This is a genomic window from Streptomyces sp. R21 (assembly GCF_041051975.1).
GTDB lineage: Bacteria > Actinomycetota > Actinomycetes > Streptomycetales > Streptomycetaceae > Streptomyces.
The window spans coordinates 9,264,579-9,280,649 of record NZ_CP163435.1; the positions used below are offsets into that span (position 1 = coordinate 9,264,579).

14 protein-coding genes are annotated in these 16,071 nt (G+C 69.3%); 8 read left to right on the plus strand and 6 right to left on the minus strand.

Features of this window, described 5'->3' with window-relative positions; translation table 11 throughout:
* Positions 1-106: 106 nt before the first annotated feature.
* From AB5J56_RS41470 to pqqB, 4 genes are all read left to right on the plus strand, one after another.
* On the plus strand, positions 107-3,082 hold the full coding sequence (locus AB5J56_RS41470; protein WP_369241058.1) for a carbohydrate binding domain-containing protein: 2,976 nt from the start codon (positions 107-109) through the stop codon (positions 3,080-3,082).
* 141 nt (positions 3,083-3,223) lie between these two features.
* Positions 3,224-3,637, plus strand: a complete 414-nt coding sequence (locus tag AB5J56_RS41475; RefSeq protein ID WP_369241060.1) for an SseB family protein — start codon at positions 3,224-3,226, stop codon at positions 3,635-3,637.
* Between the two features lie 129 nt (positions 3,638-3,766).
* On the plus strand, positions 3,767-4,879 hold the full coding sequence (locus AB5J56_RS41480; RefSeq protein WP_369241062.1) for a hypothetical protein: 1,113 nt from the start codon (positions 3,767-3,769) through the stop codon (positions 4,877-4,879).
* Positions 4,880-4,945: 66 nt separating this feature from the next.
* Positions 4,946-5,830: a pyrroloquinoline quinone biosynthesis protein PqqB gene (pqqB, locus tag AB5J56_RS41485; RefSeq protein WP_369241064.1), complete on the plus strand. Its 885-nt coding sequence runs from the start codon at positions 4,946-4,948 to the stop codon at positions 5,828-5,830.
* Positions 5,831-5,849: 19 nt separating this feature from the next.
* Here pqqB and AB5J56_RS41490 read toward each other — a convergent pair whose 3' ends face one another.
* Together AB5J56_RS41490 and AB5J56_RS41495 are read right to left on the minus strand one after the other, a co-directional pair.
* Positions 5,850-6,242 carry a MarR family winged helix-turn-helix transcriptional regulator gene (locus AB5J56_RS41490; RefSeq protein WP_369241066.1) on the minus strand — a complete coding sequence of 131 codons (393 nt, stop codon included), beginning with the start codon at positions 6,240-6,242 and terminating at the stop codon, positions 5,850-5,852.
* A 71-nt stretch (positions 6,243-6,313) separates the two neighbouring features.
* On the minus strand, positions 6,314-6,667 hold the full coding sequence (locus AB5J56_RS41495) for a VOC family protein (RefSeq protein ID WP_369241068.1): 354 nt from the start codon (positions 6,665-6,667) through the stop codon (positions 6,314-6,316).
* Between the two features lie 391 nt (positions 6,668-7,058).
* On the opposite strand from AB5J56_RS41495, the gene AB5J56_RS41500 reads away from it, so the two are divergent.
* On the plus strand, positions 7,059-7,364 hold the full coding sequence (locus AB5J56_RS41500) for a hypothetical protein (protein WP_369241070.1): 306 nt from the start codon (positions 7,059-7,061) through the stop codon (positions 7,362-7,364).
* Between the two features lie 45 nt (positions 7,365-7,409).
* Here the strand turns inward: AB5J56_RS41500 and AB5J56_RS41505 are convergent, their stop codons facing one another.
* Genes AB5J56_RS41505 through AB5J56_RS41520 form a run of 4 tightly spaced genes read right to left on the minus strand, consistent with a single transcriptional unit; the run spans position 7,410 to position 11,591 of the window.
* Positions 7,410-8,441 carry a LacI family DNA-binding transcriptional regulator gene (locus tag AB5J56_RS41505; RefSeq protein ID WP_369241072.1) on the minus strand — a complete coding sequence of 344 codons (1,032 nt, stop codon included), beginning with the start codon at positions 8,439-8,441 and terminating at the stop codon, positions 7,410-7,412.
* Positions 8,438-9,352: a carbohydrate ABC transporter permease gene (locus AB5J56_RS41510; protein ID WP_369241074.1), complete on the minus strand. Its 915-nt coding sequence runs from the start codon at positions 9,350-9,352 to the stop codon at positions 8,438-8,440. Before AB5J56_RS41510 ends, AB5J56_RS41505 begins: the two co-directional genes overlap by 4 nt.
* Positions 9,349-10,272, minus strand: coding sequence for a carbohydrate ABC transporter permease (locus AB5J56_RS41515; protein WP_369241076.1), 924 nt, complete (start codon positions 10,270-10,272; stop codon positions 9,349-9,351). The genes AB5J56_RS41510 and AB5J56_RS41515 overlap by 4 nt, the downstream gene beginning before the upstream one ends.
* On the minus strand, positions 10,269-11,591 hold the full coding sequence (locus AB5J56_RS41520) for an ABC transporter substrate-binding protein (RefSeq protein ID WP_369241078.1): 1,323 nt from the start codon (positions 11,589-11,591) through the stop codon (positions 10,269-10,271). The genes AB5J56_RS41515 and AB5J56_RS41520 overlap by 4 nt, the downstream gene beginning before the upstream one ends.
* 239 nt (positions 11,592-11,830) lie before the next feature.
* On the opposite strand from AB5J56_RS41520, the gene AB5J56_RS41525 reads away from it, so the two are divergent.
* The 3 genes from AB5J56_RS41525 to AB5J56_RS41535 all read left to right on the plus strand — a co-directional run bounded on the left by AB5J56_RS41525 (position 11,831) and on the right by AB5J56_RS41535 (position 16,044).
* Entirely contained in the window at positions 11,831-13,852 is a 2,022-nt protein-coding gene (locus AB5J56_RS41525) for a beta-galactosidase (protein WP_369241080.1), read from the plus strand.
* A gap of 130 nt (positions 13,853-13,982) precedes the next feature.
* Complete coding sequence (locus AB5J56_RS41530) at positions 13,983-15,551, plus strand: arabinogalactan endo-beta-1,4-galactanase (RefSeq protein ID WP_369241082.1); 1,569 nt, start codon at positions 13,983-13,985, stop codon at positions 15,549-15,551.
* Between the two features lie 205 nt (positions 15,552-15,756).
* Positions 15,757-16,044 carry an ArsR family transcriptional regulator gene (locus AB5J56_RS41535; protein ID WP_369243088.1) on the plus strand — a complete coding sequence of 96 codons (288 nt, stop codon included), beginning with the start codon at positions 15,757-15,759 and terminating at the stop codon, positions 16,042-16,044.
* Positions 16,045-16,071: the final 27 nt, after the last annotated feature.

Sequence of the window (16,071 nt, forward strand, 5' to 3'; positions counted from 1 at the left end):
ATGTCCCTGTAGCTTCCGCGAAGCCGCAAGATTTTTCAGGAAGTTACCGGTTCTTCTTGCAGAGGTGTGTCCAACACCCTCTCGACGCCGCCGTATTGGAGTCGCCATGAGACGTCACCTCCCACGCCTGCCACGACGCCCCCTGGCGGTGTTCGTGGCGGCGACCGCCCTGCTCGCACTCCTCTCGGAGAGACCGAGTACGGACCCCGTTCCCCTGCGGAACACGGCCGCGACCTCCAACTCGGCGACCGTCTTCTACTACACGAAGACCAAGAACTGGCCCACCACGTACCTGCATTACGCGCCGGACGGCGGCTCCTGGACCACTGTGCCCGGCACACAGATGGAGTCGGCCTGCACGGACTGGGTGAAGAAGACCGTCGACCTCGGCTCGGCCGCCGGTCTGCAGGCCACCTTCAACAACGGCAGCGGAACCTGGGACAACAACGGCGGCAGCAACTACGCGCTGGGCACCGGCACGATCACCGTCAAGGACGGCGTGATCGCCCACAGCGACCCGTGCGCCGACGCCGGAACGGGCAGCGGCAACCAGGCCACCGTCTACTACTCCACCGCCACCTCCGGCTGGACCACCGCCAACATCCACTACGCGCCCACGGGCGGCTCCTGGACGACGGCCCCAGGCGTCGGTATGGAGGCCGCCTGCACCGGCTGGTGGAAGAAGACCCTCGACATCGGAACGGCGACCTCGCTGAAAGCCGCCTTCAACAACGGCAACGGCGTATGGGACAACAACAACAGCGCCGACTACTCCATCTCGGCCGGCACCACGACCGTGAAGGACAGGACGCTCACCAAGGACGCCACCGACCCCTGCGCCGCCCAGCAACCGGACACCCAGGCCCCGACCGCGCCCACCAAGGTCACCGCGAGCGCCACCGACACGTCGATCGTGGTGAGCTGGGACGCGGCGACCGACGACACCGGCGTCACCAAGTACCAGGTCACCCGCACCGGCGGCACTCAGGGCACGGTCGTCACCGACATCGGCTCAACGGTCTACTCCGACACCGGACTTGAGGAGAGGACCGGCTACACCTACACCGTGAAGGCCATCGACGCGGCCGGGAACACCTCGCCCGCCTCCGCCGAGGCCACGGCGACGACGGGCGTGAAGGCGCCCGCCCCGGCCTCCGGCACCCCGCTGGGCACCGACCCGCGCAAGGACCCGATCTACTTCGTTCTCACCGCCCGCTTCTACGACGGCGACAGCTCCAACAACCGGGGCGGCAGCCAGGACGTGAAGTCGGGCAACGCGGCCAACAACGACCCCATGTTCCGCGGGGACTTCAAGGGCCTGGTGAACAAGCTCGACTACATCAAGGCGCTCGGCTTCTCGGCGGTCTGGATCACCCCGGTCGTCCTCAACCGCTCGGACTACGACTACCACGGCTATCACGGCTACGACTTCTACAAGGTCGACCCTCGCCTGGAGTCGGCCGGCGCCTCCTACCAGGACCTGATCAACGCGGCCCACGCCAAGGGCATGAAGATCTACCAGGACGTCGTCTACAACCACAGCTCCCGCTGGGGTGCCAAGGGCCTGTTCACGCCGACCGTGTACGGCGTGCGCGACTCCCAGTGGAGCTGGTACTACGACGAGAAGAACGAGGGCTTCGAGTACGACGGCCTGACCGTCGAGCCCAAGTCCGGGAAGTCGTACTACAACGGCGACCTCTGGTCCACGGCCGAACCGTCCGGCAACACCTGCCTCAACTGGGGCAAGCCCACCGGCGCCAAGAGCGCCGAGGGCTACACGCTCTACAACTGCCAGTGGCCCAGCCCCACTTCGGGCATGTTCCCCAAGACGTACTACCACCAGTGCTGGATCGGGAACTGGGAGGGCGAGGACTCACGGTCCTGCTGGCTGCACGAGGATCTGGCCGACTTCAACACCGAGTCGACGCCCGTGCAGAACTACCTCATCGGCGCCTACGACAAGTACATCGACATGGGCGTCGACGGCTTCCGTATCGACACGGCCGTGCACATCCCCCGCGTCACCTGGAACCGCCGCTTCCTGCCCGCCATCTACGACCGCGTCACCCAGAGGTTCGGCACCGACGCGGCCAAGAACTTCTTCGTCTTCGGCGAGGTCGGCGCGTTCGTCAACGACAAGTGGAACCGCGGCTCGGTGAACCACTCGGCGCAGTTCTTCACCTGGAAGGAACGCAAGGAGTACAGCGCGGACGACGCCACGGCGTCCATCGAACAGTACAACTACGAAGAGCAGTTGGGCACGGGCAACCAGCCGACCTCCACCAACGCCTTCCTGAGCGGCAACAGTTACCACACGCCCGACCGCAGCCAGTTCTCCGGCATGAACATCATCGACATGCGCATGCACATGAACTTCGGTGACGCGCAGAACGCCTACAGCAATGGCAAGGACTCCGACGACAGCGTCAACGACGCCACATACAACGTCGTCTACGTCGACAGTCACGACTACGGCCCGAACAAGTCCAGCACCCGCTACAGCGGAGGCACCGACGCCTGGGCCGAGAACATGGCCCTGATGTGGACCTTCCGCGGCATCCCCACCCTCTACTACGGCTCGGAGACCGAGTTCCAGGCGGGCAAGCAGATCGACTGCGGTCCGACCTGCCCGCTGGCGTCCACCGGACGCGCCTACTACGGCGACCACCTCGCCGGATCCGTCACGGCCTCCGACTTCGGCACGGTGGACTCGGCGAGCGGTGAGGTCGCCACGACACTCGCGCAGCCCCTGGTCAAGCACCTCCAGCGGCTGAACCAGATCCGCCGGGCGATCCCCGCCCTGCAGATGGGCCAGTACTCCACCGACGGCATCAGCGGCTCGATGGCCTTCAAGCGCCGCTACACCAGCGGGAGTACGGACAGCTTCGCGCTCGTCACGGTCACCGGCGACGCCACGTACACCGGCATCCCGAACGGCACCTACAAGGACGCCGTCACCGGTGACGTGAAGACCGTCTCCAACGGCACGCTGTCCGTGCCGGCACCCGGCAAGGGCAACCTGCGGGTGTACGTCCTGGGCGGCCCCGGCAAGATCGGGACCGCCGGGCCGTACCTGAAGTAGGGACAGCCGCTGCCGCTGCCGACCTGATCGAGAGCGGCAGGAATGCGTCCGTCCCCGCCGGGTACGCGACCAGGGTGTGCCCAGGACCGATCTTCGAGGTCGTGTCCTGGGCGGCCCGTCCGTACTACCCCGGGATCTGCCATGGACACGCCCTCGAACAACCACACCGCCCCCGTGACACCCGCGCAGGAGGCGCTGGACACGCTCGCCGTCAACACTCATGACACGGAGGCGCTGGACACGCTGGCCGGCAGCGACGTGCTCGTTCCGGTGCCCGACGACGTCGCCGACGACCCCGCCACCGATCCGACGGCCGTCGCGCTGCCCGTGCTGGAGCAGCCCGGCGGCGAGCAGGTCGTGCCGGTGTTCACCTCGGAGATGGAGATGGCCGGGCTGCTGCCCTTCGTGTCGCGCTATCGCCTGGTGCCGCTCGGCGCGCTCGCCTCGCAGTGGCCGTCCGGCGACCTCTCGCTCACCATCGACGCGGGCTCGACGCACGGCCTGACCCTCAACTCCGAGGGGGTCCGCACCTTGCTGGCGCGCCCCCAGGGGTGAACCCGGCGCCGGTCGGGAGCCGCGCGCCGGGCCGTCGTACGTGATCGGCCGCGGCCACCCGGAACCTCGTGACCGCGCACGGCCCGGGGTCACCCGAACCCCTCCTCACCCCGGCGTGACAATGACCCCATGAAATGGATCTCCGGTGTGGCCGGCGGACTGCTCCTGGCCCTGGTCCTCGCCAGCATCCTGCGCACCCTCGTGGTGCCCCGCGGGCTGTACTCCTCGCTGGTGACCCGGTGGTGGTGGACCCTGCGCTTCGTGCTGCGCCTCGCCGCACCCGGCGGCAGCTACCGCGCCCACGACCGCGCCCAGACCTGGCTGGCCCCGCTCATGCTGATCGGCATGCTGGCGAGCTGGCTGGGCGGGGCGCTGATGGGCTTCGGGCTGCTGCTGCACGCGCTGTCCGGACTGTCCTGGGACAGCGTGTTCCGGGAGGCCGGATCCAGCCTGTTCACCCTCGGGTACGCCAGCGAGGCCCGGCTGCGGCTGTCCGCGCTCGACTTCCTGGCGGCGGCCACCGGCCCGGTGGTGATCGCGCTGCAGATCGCGTACCTGCCCACCCTGTACGCCGCCTACAACCGCCGCGAGCTGGAGGTCACCCTCCTCCAGTCGCGGGCCGGCGATCCCGCCTGGGGGCCGGAGATCCTGGCCCGGCAGTGGCTGGTCGACACCGAGAAGGCGCTGCCGGAGCTGTACCGCTCCTGGGAACGGCTCGCCTCGGACATCGGCGAGAGCCACTCCACGTACCCCGTCCTCTTGGCGTTCCGCTCGCCTCGGCCCTACCGCAGCTGGATCGTCGGGCTCGTCGCGGTCATGGACGCGGCCGCCATGCAGCTCTCGCTCACCCCGGGCAGTGCCCCGCCCGAGGCGCGACTGGTGCTGCGCGCGGGCTTCACCGCGCTGCGCGACATCGCCCGCTCCCTGCGCTTCGACTTCGACGCCGACCCCGAGCCCGACACCCCGATCCAGCTGTCGTTCCTGGAGTTCGACGCGGCCGTGGCGATGGTGGAGGCGGCGGGCTTCCCCTCCGAGCGGACGGCCGAGCAGGCGTGGCCGCACTTCCAGGGCTGGCGCGTCAACTACGAGGCGATCGCCTACGAGTTGTGCCGCCGAGGCGACGCCGTCCCCGCCCTGTGGACCGGGCCGCGGGACTTCGCGACGACCCAGATCCCGCCCGCCCGGCCCAAGGACCGGCGCCCGGGCGAAGGACGTCCGGAACTGCCCCCTGCCACCGCGTAGTTCAGGCCCTCTTACAGGGGAAGATCCTGCGGGGACGGTCGTCCGACACGGAGAGGTGGGATCGCAGTGAGAGTCGTCCTGCTGGGTACGGCCGCAGGGGGCGGCTTCCCTCAGTGGAACTGCGCCTGCGCGCTGTGCGCCGCGGCCCGCGACGGCAAACTGCCCGCGCGCACGCAGGAGTCGGTCGCCATCAGCGGCAACTCCCGCGACTGGTGGCTGCTCAACGCCTCACCGGACATCCGTACGCAGCTGATCGCCGCCCCCGCGCTCACGCCGGGACCCGGCCCCAGGGACACGCCCGTCCGCGGCGTCCTGCTGACCGACGCCGAGGCCGACCACGTCATGGGGCTGACCGTCCTGCGCGGCGGCGCGGAACTCAAGGTCTACGCCCCACCGCCGGTTCTGGCCACGCTGGCACCGCTGCGCGGCATGCTGGACCGCTACGCCCCATGGGTCTGGGCGGACAGCCTGGCCGAGGGCGGATTCGTGCTGTCCGGCGGCCTGGTCGTCAGCACGCACCCGATCGGTTCCAAGGTGCCCAAGTACGTGTCCGGTGCGGACGAGGACACGCGGTGGGTGACGGCGTACCGGATCGAGGACCTGGCCACCGGGGGAGTGCTGGTGTACGCGCCCTGCGTGGCCCGGTGGACTCCGGTGCTGGACCGGCTGCTGGACACCGCGGACTGCGTACTGCTGGACGGCACCTTCTACGCGGCCGACGAGATGGGCGCGGCGGTGCGCGCCGACAACGGGCAGGCCGCGATGGGTCACCTTCCGGTCTCCGGTGCGGACGGCAGCCTGGCCGCCCTCGCGGGCTTCCCGGGCCTGCGCCGGATCTACACGCACCTCAACAACACGAACCCGCTGCTCGACCCGGACTCGGAGGCCCGTGCCCGGGTCGCGGAGGCGGGCATCGAGGTGCTGGAGGACGGCGCCGAGGTCGTGCTCTAGGCCGGTCCGCCGAGCGAGATCAGCCGTTCAGCATGCGGGCGAGGGTGGCGCGTTGCAGCGGGCGGACCTCGGTGTGCAGATCGCGGCCCTTCGGGGTGAGCGCGACCCACACACCACGGCGATCCTCCTGGCAGATGGTGCGCTCCACCAGACCGTCCTTCTCCAGCCGGCCGATCAGGCGGGACAGGGCACTCTGGCTCAGATGCACCCGGTCGGCGATGTTCTGCACCCGGCACTGTTCACCCGGCGCGGCGGCGGCGTCCGAGGCGAGGATGTCGAGCACCTCGAAGTCGCTGGCGCCGAGCCCGTGCGGATGCAGCACCCGGTCGATCTCGCACATGGTGCGCGCGTGCACCGACAGGATGTCCCGCCACTGCTCCTCGAGCCGGGTACCGGCCGTCTTCGCTGCCATATCTGAACGATAACAGAAATCCGGCCATTAATTGAGTATGCAACTAGTGCGGCTGCATACAACGAGCCGGATCAGGCGGTGGGCGGGTCCTGCGTGATGCCGATGAGATTGCCGTCCGCGTCCTTCACCGAGGCGATCAGCTTGCCGCCGCCCACGTCCTGGACGTCCTGGAGCAGCTCGGCGCCGGCCTCGACAAGGCCCGCGAGCGTCGCCCGGATGTCGGAGACGTGCCAGTAGGGAACGGGCCCGGTCATCCCCTTGGCGTGCCCGTTGGGGTCCAGTCCCACATCCTGCCCGGCGTCCTTGTAGCCGACGTAGTAGGGCTCGTCCGCGTACGGCTCCACCCCCAGCAGCGCGCTGAACAGGGGCTTCGTCCGGGCGAGGTCCTTGACGGGGTAGATGATGGTCTTCAGGCCGTCGGTCATGGCGTCTCCTGGGGAAGTGCGTGTCGGGGTGCCGCTGTGCGGCGTGCCGGCGTGTTGTCGTCGGCTCCTTCACGTTAGGTCGGGAGAGCGCCGGGTGGCTTCTTCGATCCTGACCGGTCGCCGCGGGGATGGTGGATGCGTGCCGGGATCCCTACCGTGGGCGCGCATGAGGCGACTGAGACGGCCGCGGTTACAAGTGCTCCTTCCGGGTGTCTGCTGCGTGGCACTGACCGCCGCCTGCGGTCACGAGACCGTGGGGTCGGAGTCGGGCCCGAGACCGACTGGCTCGACGACGGAGTTCTCGTGCGTCTGGATCGGGACGCAGCCACCGCCGACGCCGACAGGCCCGAGCTGCCCCCAACAGACACCTCGGCCCACACCCACTGTCGTCATGACCCCGCGCTGGGACGACGAGCGCTGGAGCAACCCCACCTGCGGGCCGGACCAGGGGCGTGCGATGACCCGGCACGGAACGTCGCTGTCGTGTTCCCAGTACGGCGAATGGAGCTGGCTCGCCGATACGGGCGAGGGCGAGCCGTGCGTGGACGAGGGGGAGTGGCAGGTGACCGGCGGGCGGGTCGCGACCGTCTGCCGGGACGGCACATGGCGCCGGGTGATCCTGGAGGGCCCCGCCCCGACCCCGTCCTCGACGGTGAGCTGGTCGCGCCCAGGCCCCGGCAAGATCCCGCACCCCTGAACCGGCGGTGGTGGGCGGCCGTCGATGCGGCCGCCCACCGCGCGCTCAGGTCGACTGCCGCCGTACCAGTTCGGTCGGCAGGATCACCGCCGCCGGGTCCTCGCCCCCTATCTGGGCCAGCAGGACGCGCACCATCTCATTGCTGATGCGGTCCCAGGGCTGGCGGATGGTAGTGAGGGCGGGGGTGACCGCAGTCGCGGCGGGGGAGTCGTCGAAGCCGCCGACCGACACGTCCTCCGGCACCCGGCGCCCGGCTTTCTGGAGGGCAGCCAGTACGCCCTGTGCCATCAGGTCGGACGCGACGAAGACGGCGTCCAAGTCCGGGACCCGCGTGAGGAGTTGCTCGGCGCCGGCCTCGCCGCTTGCCCGGCTGTAGTCGCCGGAGACGATCAGGCGGTCGTCGGCCTCGATGCCCGCGGCGGAGAGCACCTCGCGATAGCCCGCCAGACGCTCGACGCCGCCGGGGGTGTCGAGCGGGCCGGTGACCATGCCGATGCGGCGACGGCCCAGCGACAGCAGGTGCTGAACCATGTCGCGGGCACCGTCCCGGTCGTCCGCGGCGACGTAACTCACCTTGGAACCAAGGCCGATGGGCTTGCCGCAGGCGACCAGCGGCACACCCGCCTCGCGCAGCTCCTCGGCGACCGGGTCACCGGAGTGACTGGAGACCAGCAGCACGCCGTCGACGTGACCCGCCGTGATGTACCGCGTTATGCGCCGCCGTTCGTCCTCGGTGCCGGCGAGCATCAGCAGGAGGGGAACGTCGTGCGCGGCCAGCGCCTGCGTGCAACCGCGCAGCAGGACATTGAAGTTGGGGTCCTCGAAGAACCGCTCCTGAGGCTCGGTCAGCAGGAAGCCGATCGAGTCGGAACGCCCGGTGATCAGCGAACGGGCGTGCCGGTTGACGACGTAACCGGTGCGGTGGATCGCGGCGTTGACCGCCTCCTGGGCCGCGGGGCTCACATAGTGGCCGCCGTTGAGCACCCGTGACACGGTGCCGCGCGAGACCCCCGCCTCGCGCGCCACGTCGTGGATCGTCGGCGGCTTGCGCCTGCCCCCCGTGTTGCTCATGGTCATGACTTTACGGCCCCGGACAGCAGGTCGAGGCTCCAGAATCGCTGGATGACCAGGAAGAGGGCGATCAGCGGGAGCACCGCCAGCAGTGCGCCGGTGATGACCAGGGTGTACAGGGCGGGGGTGTTGGAGCCCTGCTCCAGGAGCGTGAACAGGCCCAGTGTGATGGGGAACTTCTCGTCGTCGCTGAGCATGATGTACGGCAGCAGGAAGTTGTTCCACACCGCCACGAACTGGAACAGGAACACCGTCACCAGTCCGGGAACCATCATCGGCAGCGCGACCCGGGTGAAGATCCGCCACTCGCTCGCCCCGTCCATCCGTCCGGCCTCGACCACGTCACCGGGCACGGCCGCGGAGGCGTAGATCCGGGCGAGATACACGCCGTACGGAGAGAGGACGAGAGGCAGGAGCACGGACGCGTACGAGTCCGTCAGGTCCGCCTTGGCCAGCAGCAGGTACTGCGGGATCGCGAGGATCACCGGCGGCATCAGCACGCCCGCCATCAGCACGCTGAAGACGGTCTCGCGACCGCGGAAGCGGTAGATGGCGAGGGCGTAGCCGCTGAGCGCCGAGACGGCCGTGGACAGGAGGGCGCCCAGGCCCGCGTAGAGGGCGGAGTTGCCCATCCACTTCCAGTACACGCCGTCGCGGTAGGCGTTGAGGTCCTTGACGTTCTGGGTGAAGCCGGTGCCCGGCAGGAACGTGAACGTCGAGAACAGCTCACGGCCCGACTTGGTGGCGGCGATCACCACCCAGGCGACCGGCAGCAGGCAGTACAGCGCGCCCAGCAGCAGGGTGAGGGTGGGGACGAGCGCGATCCGGTGGCGCAGCGGCGGGCCCTGGGCGGTGCCGGGCGTGGTGCCGGCCGCCGGGGCGGCCTTGCGGACGTCGCTGGTGGCAAGAGAACTCATCGTGCTTCCTCCTGCTTGTTACGGGAGTTCGCGGCGCGCAGGAATCCGAAGGACAGCACGAGCGTGACGAGGGCGATGATCGTCGCCTCCGCCGCGGCCGAGTAGATGTCGCCCTTGCCGAAGGCGTCCTGGTACACCTTCATCAGCGGACTCCAGGTCGTGGGAACGGAGTTGGTGAGCGGTTTGAGGGTGGTCGGCTCGCTGAACACCTGGAGCGTCGCGATGATCGAGAAGAAGAAGGTGAGCACCAGCGAGGGCGCCACCATCGGGATCTTGATCTTCAGTGCGACCTGCAGCGGGGTGGCCCCGTCCAGCTTCGCCGCCTCGTACACCTCGACCGGGATGGCCTTCAGCGAGGTGTAGATGACGATCATGTTGAAGCCTGTGCCGCCCCAGACCGCGATGTTCGACAGCGCGAGGTAGAGCGGGCCGCCGTCCAGCAGGTCCGGCTGCGGCATCCCCAGTTTGTCGAGGATGAAGTAGAACGGGCTGACGTCCGGGAGGTACAGGAAGCCCCAGAGCATGGCTGCGACGACGCCGGGGATGGCGTACGGCAGGAAGATCGCGAGCCGGGTGAAGGGCGAGAGCCGCACCTTGTCCGAGTCGAGCATCAGCGCGAAGAGCAGCGCGAGGCCGAGCATCACCGGGATCACGATGGCGCCATAGCCGAGGACGCGCAGCGCGCCGTCGAGCAGTTCGGAGTCGGTCAGGGCGTCCTTGTAGTTCTCCAGGCCGGCCCAGACCTCCTTGCGGGCACCCGAGCCCAGGCCGAGGCCCGAGACGTGCACCTTGTGGAGGCTGAGCCACAGCGCGTAGCCGATGGGCAGCGCGAAGAACAGGGCGAACAGGATCGTCGCGGGGAGGAGAAAGGCGTACGGGGCCGTCCTGACCCCGTACGACTTCCGGCGTGCCGTGGTCACTCGGCGACCTCGAAGCCCTGCTTCTTGAGGTCGGCGACCGTCTCGTCCTGCATCTTGGTCAGGGCGGCGGAGAAGTCCGACTTGTTCTTGGCGGCGGCGCCGAACGCGTCGTTGAAGGTCGTGTAGGCGACGTTCACGTTCGGGCCCCAGGCGGAGGGCGCCGTGGTCTTCGCGATCTCGGAGGCCTGCGCGTAGAAGTCCGACTGGTTGGAGAAGAAGGCCGGCGGCTGGGCGAAGGCGTCACTGGTCTGCGCGGTGGTGGCGGCGGGGTAGATGCCGCCCTCCTTGGCCAGCGCGGCCAGCGCCTGCGGGTCGGTGTTCAGCCAGGCGGCGAACTTCGCGGCGGCCGCCTTGTGCGAGGAGTCCGTGGTGACGGCCGTGGAGGAACCGCCCCAGCTGCCGGTGATCTTCTCCGACGAGGACCACTGCGGCAGCGGGGCCATCGCCCACTTGCCCTTGGTGTCGGGGGCCGCCGTGGTCAGGGTGCCGGGCGCCCAGACCGCGCTGACCCAGGCGATCTGCTTGCCGGTGTTCAGCGCCTTGTTCCAGGACGGCGTGTACATCGGCTGGTTGTCGATCGCGCCCTCCTTGACGAGGCCGCCCCAGAAGTCGGCGACCTTCTTCGACGCCGCGTCGTTGATGCCGACCTTCCACTTCTCGCCCGAGGTCGTCCACCACTTGGCGCCGGCCTGCTGGGCGAGACCGGCGAAGAGGCCGGAGTCGTTGGCGGAGAAGGTCGTCAGGTCCTTCTCCGGGGCCTTCTTCTTCAGCGCGCGGGCGGTCTCGGCGAACTCGTCCCAGGTGGTCGGCACCTTCAGGCCGTACTTCTTGAAGAGGTCCTGGCGGTAGTAGAACATCATCGGGCCGATGTCCTGCGGGATCGCGTAGACCGCGTCCGTGCCGAGCGTGGTCTGCTGCCAGACGCCGTCGGCGAACTTGGACTTCGCGTCCTTCGTCTCGCCCGCGATGTCGGCCAGCACGTCATTGCTGACCAAAGTCGGCAGCGCCTGGTACTCGGCCTGGACCAGGTCCGGGGCCTTCTTCGCCTTGTGCGCGGTGAGGATCTTGGTGACCAGCGTGTCGCCGGACGCCTGCTTCTTCACGGTGACCGTGATCTGCTGCTTCTTGCCCGGCCCCTTGTTCCACAGGTCCGCGACCTTGTCCATGCCCGGGGTCCAGGTCCAGTAGGTCAGCGAGGCGGGCCCGGACTGGGCGCCGTCGTCGCCGGCCTTCTCGGAGCCGCAAGCGGCGAGGGTGGTGGCGCCGAGCGTGACGGCGAGGGCCGTGGCCACGAGGCGGCTGTGCTTCGTGTTGGGCATGGATCGTTCTCCCCTGACCTGGGTCTCCGCCTGCTGCGGAGGCCTGCCATGCTTCTGTGAGCGTTCACACCACCACGGTCTCTGCATGGCGCAAAGACCTGCGGTGTGTCTGTGAGCGTTCACAGTAGAGAAACACCCAGGACACTTGTCAATGGTTGTTGCTGTGCGGTTATGTTGGGCTCTCGCCGCTGGCGATGTGTGTGCACGTTCCCAAATGATCGATTTCACGGGAGAGATCCATGCCGGAGACCACCCCGAAGGGCCTCACCCGGCTCGCCTTCGGAGGGGACTACAACCCCGAGCAGTGGCCGGAACACGTCTGGCACGAAGACGTCCGGCTGATGCGCGAGGCGGGTGTCACGATGGTGAGCGTCGGGATCTTCTCCTGGGCGATGCTCGAGCCCGAGCGCGGCGCCCATGACTTCGGCTGGCTCGACCGACTGCTCGACCTGCTCCACGAGAACGGCATCCGCGCCGATCTCGGCACCCCGACCGTGGCCCCGCCGGTGTGGTTCTACCGCGAGCACCCGGACGCGCTGCCGGTGGCCGCCGACGGCACCCGCTACGAGTTCGGCTCGCGCGGCGCCATCTGCCACAGCAACGCCGACTACCGGGCAGCCGCCGCCGACATCACCACGCGCCTCGCCACCCGGTACGCCGACCACCCGGCGCTCGCCCTGTGGCACGTCCACAACGAGTACGGCGTCCCCGTCTCCGCCTGCTACTGCGACTCCTGCGCCGCGCACTTCCGCCGCTGGCTGGCGGCCACGTACGAGACCGTCGAGGCGGTCAACGAGGCCTGGGGCACCGCCTTCTGGGGCCAGCGGTACACGGACTTCGCGCAGATCAACCCGCCGCGCACCAGCCCGACCGTCGGCAACCCCGGCCAGGCGCTGGACTACAAGCGGTTCGCCGATGCCACCATGCGCGAGAACTTCGTGGCCGAGCGGGACATCCTGCACCGCCTCGCGCCCGGCATCCCGGTGACGACGAACTTCATGACCGCGCTCAGCCAGTGCGACTCCGTCGACTACTGGGCCTGGGGCCGCGAGGTCGACCTGGTCACCAACGACCACTATCTGATCACCGACGGCCGCCGCACCCATGTGAACCTCGCGATGGCCGCCGACCTCACCCGCTCGGTGGCCGGCGGCGCCCCCTGGCTGCTGCTCGAACACTCCACCTCGGGCGTCAACTGGCAGGCCCGCAACCCCGCGAAGGCGCCCGGCCAGATGGCCCGGAACTCCCTCGCCCATGTGGCGCGCGGCTCCGAGGGCGCCATGTTCTTCCAGTGGCGCCAGTCCCGGCGCGGCGCCGAGAAGTTCCACTCCTCGATGCTGCCGCACGCCGGCACGGACTCCCGGGTGTGGCGCGAGGTGGTCGAACTCGGCGCCTCCCTGGACTCGTTGAGCACCATTCGGGGCAGCCGCACCCAGGCCGACGCGGCCGTCCTGTGGGACTGGCACTCCTGGTGGGCGCAGACCCTCGACTGGCGCCCCAGCGAGGACCACGATCCGCGCGAGCGCGCCGACGCGTTCTACGAGGCGCTCTACGACCGGCACCTGACCGTCGACTTCGCCCACCCGGAAGCCGACTTGTCGGCCTATCCCCTTGTCGTCGTGCCCGCGCTGTACCTGATGACCGAGGCCGCCGGGAACAACCTGCGCGAGTACGTCGAGAACGGCGGCACCCTCGTCGTCTCGTACTTCTCCGGGATCGTCGACGAGCACGACGCCGTGCACGAAGGTCCCTACCCCGGCGCCCTGCGCGACGTACTCGGCCTGACCGTCGAGGAGTTCTCGCCGCTGCTCAAGGACGACCGTGTCCGCATCACAGGACCCGACGGCTCCGAACTCACCGGCGACGTGTGGACCGAGTTCGTGGTGCCGCGCGGCGCCGAGACCGTGTGGACGTACGCCGAAGGGCTGACCGCCGGCCACCCCGCCATCACCCGGCACCGGCACGGCAAGGGCTCGGCCTGGTACGTCTCCACCCGCCTGGGGGCGCAGGGCCTGGACGCCCTGATCGGCTGGGCCGCCGACGACGCCCGCCTCGCGCCGCGCGCCGATCTGCCGCGCGACGTCGAACTGGTGCGCCGCACCGGCGAGTCGGGCACCTTCCTGTTCGTGATCAACCACTCCGCGCTCGACGCCAAGGTGCCGCTCGACGCGCACGGCACGGAACTGCTCACCGGCGAGCGTGCCGCCGGGCGCCTGGCCGTGCCCGCGGGAGCCGTCAGGGTCGTACGACTCGACGGCTGATCCCCGCCCACAAGACCCCGACCGGACTCCTGGGGGGACATCCGGTCGGACGGGCGGCGCCGCGCTCGGACCTTCGGGCGAGGCGCCGCCCCACACCCCCAGTCTCCCCACCTTCGTCGAAGGGACGACGATGTTCCACGCGAGACGCGCTCTACGGGCCCTGCTGATACCGCTGTTCGCGGGGCTGGCCCTCTTCACCCTGCCGGTCACCACCGCCCAGGCCGCCTCCACGCTCACCAACGGCGGCTTCGAGTCGGACGGCTCCGGCACCGCGACGCCCACCGGCTGGTCGACGTACTCGGCGGGCGGCCAGAACGCCGCCTCCTTCACCGAGTCCGGTGGCCACAGCGGCAGTTACCGCCTCAGCCACTACTCGTCAGCCGCCTACAAGGTGGAGACGTACCAGTACCTCTCCGGGCTCACCAACGGGAACTACACCCTCACCGCCTGGGTCCGCTCCGGCGGCGGCCAGAACTCGGCGTACATCGCGCTGAAGAACTGCGGCAGTTCCGAGCAGCGCACCAATCTGCCGGTCTCCTCCAGCGGCTGGGTCCGGATCGTCACCTCGATCGCGGTGACCAACAACCAGTGCACGATCAGCATCAACTCCGATGCCAACGCGGGCAACTGGATCAACGTCGACGACCTGACGTTCGCCTCCGGGTCGACGGGTCTGAGCATCAAGGGCGCCGACATCTCCTCCCTCGCCAAGAGCGAGGCCCTGGGCGGCGTGTACAGGACGAGCTCCGGCACCACGAGTGACGCGCTCACCGTCCTGAAGTCCTCCGGTATGAACTACGCGCGCCTGAAGGTCTGGGTGAACCCCGCCGACGGCTACAACAACAAGACGCGCGTCCTCGCCATGGCCAAGCGCATCAAGGCGCAGGGCATGAAGCTCCTGGTCGACTTCCACTACTCGGACACCTGGGCGGACCCGGGCAAGCAGACCAAGCCCGCCGCCTGGTCCGGGCACACCTACAGCCAGCTCAAGACGGATGTCTACAACCACACGTACGACGTCCTGAACGCCCTCAAGGCGCAGGGCACCACCGCCGACATGGTCCAGGTCGGCAACGAGATCAACGGCGGCATGCTCTGGTCCGAGGGCTCCACCGACAACTGGTCGCAGCTCGCCGGACTGATCAACTCCGGCTACAGCGCCACCAAGGCGGTCTCCTCCTCCACCGTCGTGGCACTGCACCTGGCCAACGCGGGTGACGACGCCACCGTGCGCTGGTGGTTCGACAACGCCAAGACGTACGGGATCAACTACGACGCGATCGGCCTGTCGTACTACGGCTACTGGCACGGCACGCTCGCCGCGGCGCAGACCACGCTCGACGACGTCGCCTCCCGCTACGCCAAGCCCGTGTTCATCGCCGAGACGGCCTACCCCTTCCGTCTCGACAGCGACGACTCGCTCACCAACCAGATCGACACCACCGGCGAACTGGTCTCCGGCTACGCGGCCACGACGGCCGGGCAGACGGCCTGGATGAACGACGTGGCGAGCATCGTGGAGGCCGTCCCGAACGGTCGCGGCCTCGGTGTCTTCTACTGGGAGGCGACCTGGACGGCGGTCACCGGCAACGGCTGGGACCCGGCCGACGCCACCTCCGGCAACGGCTGGGAGAACCAGGCCCTGTTCGGCTTCGACGACAAGGCGCTGCCCGCCATGTCGTGGTTCAGCCACCGCTGAGCAGTTACTGAGCACATAGCCGAAGGGCCCGGCCGCCAGGCGCGACCGGGCCCTTCCGCGCGCCGCGGCGCACGCCGGGCCCGAACGGCCCTCCCGGCCCTGCCCGTTCGGCCCCCGGACGGGGCCGGGGGGCCCTGGGCGTAGGGCCCCGGTCGCGAGACAGTGGCCGCACGGAGCGGTGTCGGACCGACCGGAGGGGGACGAGATGCTGAGGGTGCCGAGCAACGGGAAACGCCTGGAGATCCTGGAGTGGCTCCGGGATCCAGCCGCCCATTTCCCGCCGCAGCACCACGACGACCTCGTCACGGACGGCGTCTGCTCGCAGTCGGTCGCCGACAAGCTGGGCGTCAGCCGCCCGGTGGCCGACGCCCACCTGGAACTCCTCGCCGGAATCGGCCTGTTGCGGGCCATGAGGATCCGGCACCGCACCTTCTACCGCCGCGACGAACAGCGCATCGCCGATGTCGGGCAGCTGTTTGAGAAGGGCTGGTAGGGACGCCCATGTGCGGCGTCCCCGGCG

What these genes read in the sequence shown, in the direction of transcription:
- AB5J56_RS41470 (WP_369241058.1), top strand. Translation starts at nt 107, where the DNA reads ATGAGACGTCACCTCCCACGCCTGCCACGACGCCCCCTGGCGGTGTTC.
- AB5J56_RS41475 (WP_369241060.1), top strand. Translation starts at nt 3,224, where the DNA reads ATGGACACGCCCTCGAACAACCACACCGCCCCCGTGACACCCGCGCAG.
- AB5J56_RS41480 (WP_369241062.1), top strand. Translation starts at nt 3,767, where the DNA reads ATGAAATGGATCTCCGGTGTGGCCGGCGGACTGCTCCTGGCCCTGGTC.
- AB5J56_RS41490 (WP_369241066.1), bottom strand. Translation starts at nt 6,242, where the DNA reads ATGGCAGCGAAGACGGCCGGTACCCGGCTCGAGGAGCAGTGGCGGGAC.
- AB5J56_RS41495 (WP_369241068.1), bottom strand. Translation starts at nt 6,667, where the DNA reads ATGACCGACGGCCTGAAGACCATCATCTACCCCGTCAAGGACCTCGCC.
- AB5J56_RS41500 (WP_369241070.1), top strand. Translation starts at nt 7,059, where the DNA reads ATGACCCCGCGCTGGGACGACGAGCGCTGGAGCAACCCCACCTGCGGG.
- AB5J56_RS41505 (WP_369241072.1), bottom strand. Translation starts at nt 8,441, where the DNA reads ATGACCATGAGCAACACGGGGGGCAGGCGCAAGCCGCCGACGATCCAC.
- AB5J56_RS41510 (WP_369241074.1), bottom strand. Translation starts at nt 9,352, where the DNA reads ATGAGTTCTCTTGCCACCAGCGACGTCCGCAAGGCCGCCCCGGCGGCC.
- AB5J56_RS41520 (WP_369241078.1), bottom strand. Translation starts at nt 11,591, where the DNA reads ATGCCCAACACGAAGCACAGCCGCCTCGTGGCCACGGCCCTCGCCGTC.
- AB5J56_RS41525 (WP_369241080.1), top strand. Translation starts at nt 11,831, where the DNA reads ATGCCGGAGACCACCCCGAAGGGCCTCACCCGGCTCGCCTTCGGAGGG.
- AB5J56_RS41530 (WP_369241082.1), top strand. Translation starts at nt 13,983, where the DNA reads ATGTTCCACGCGAGACGCGCTCTACGGGCCCTGCTGATACCGCTGTTC.
- AB5J56_RS41535 (WP_369243088.1), top strand. Translation starts at nt 15,757, where the DNA reads ATGCTGAGGGTGCCGAGCAACGGGAAACGCCTGGAGATCCTGGAGTGG.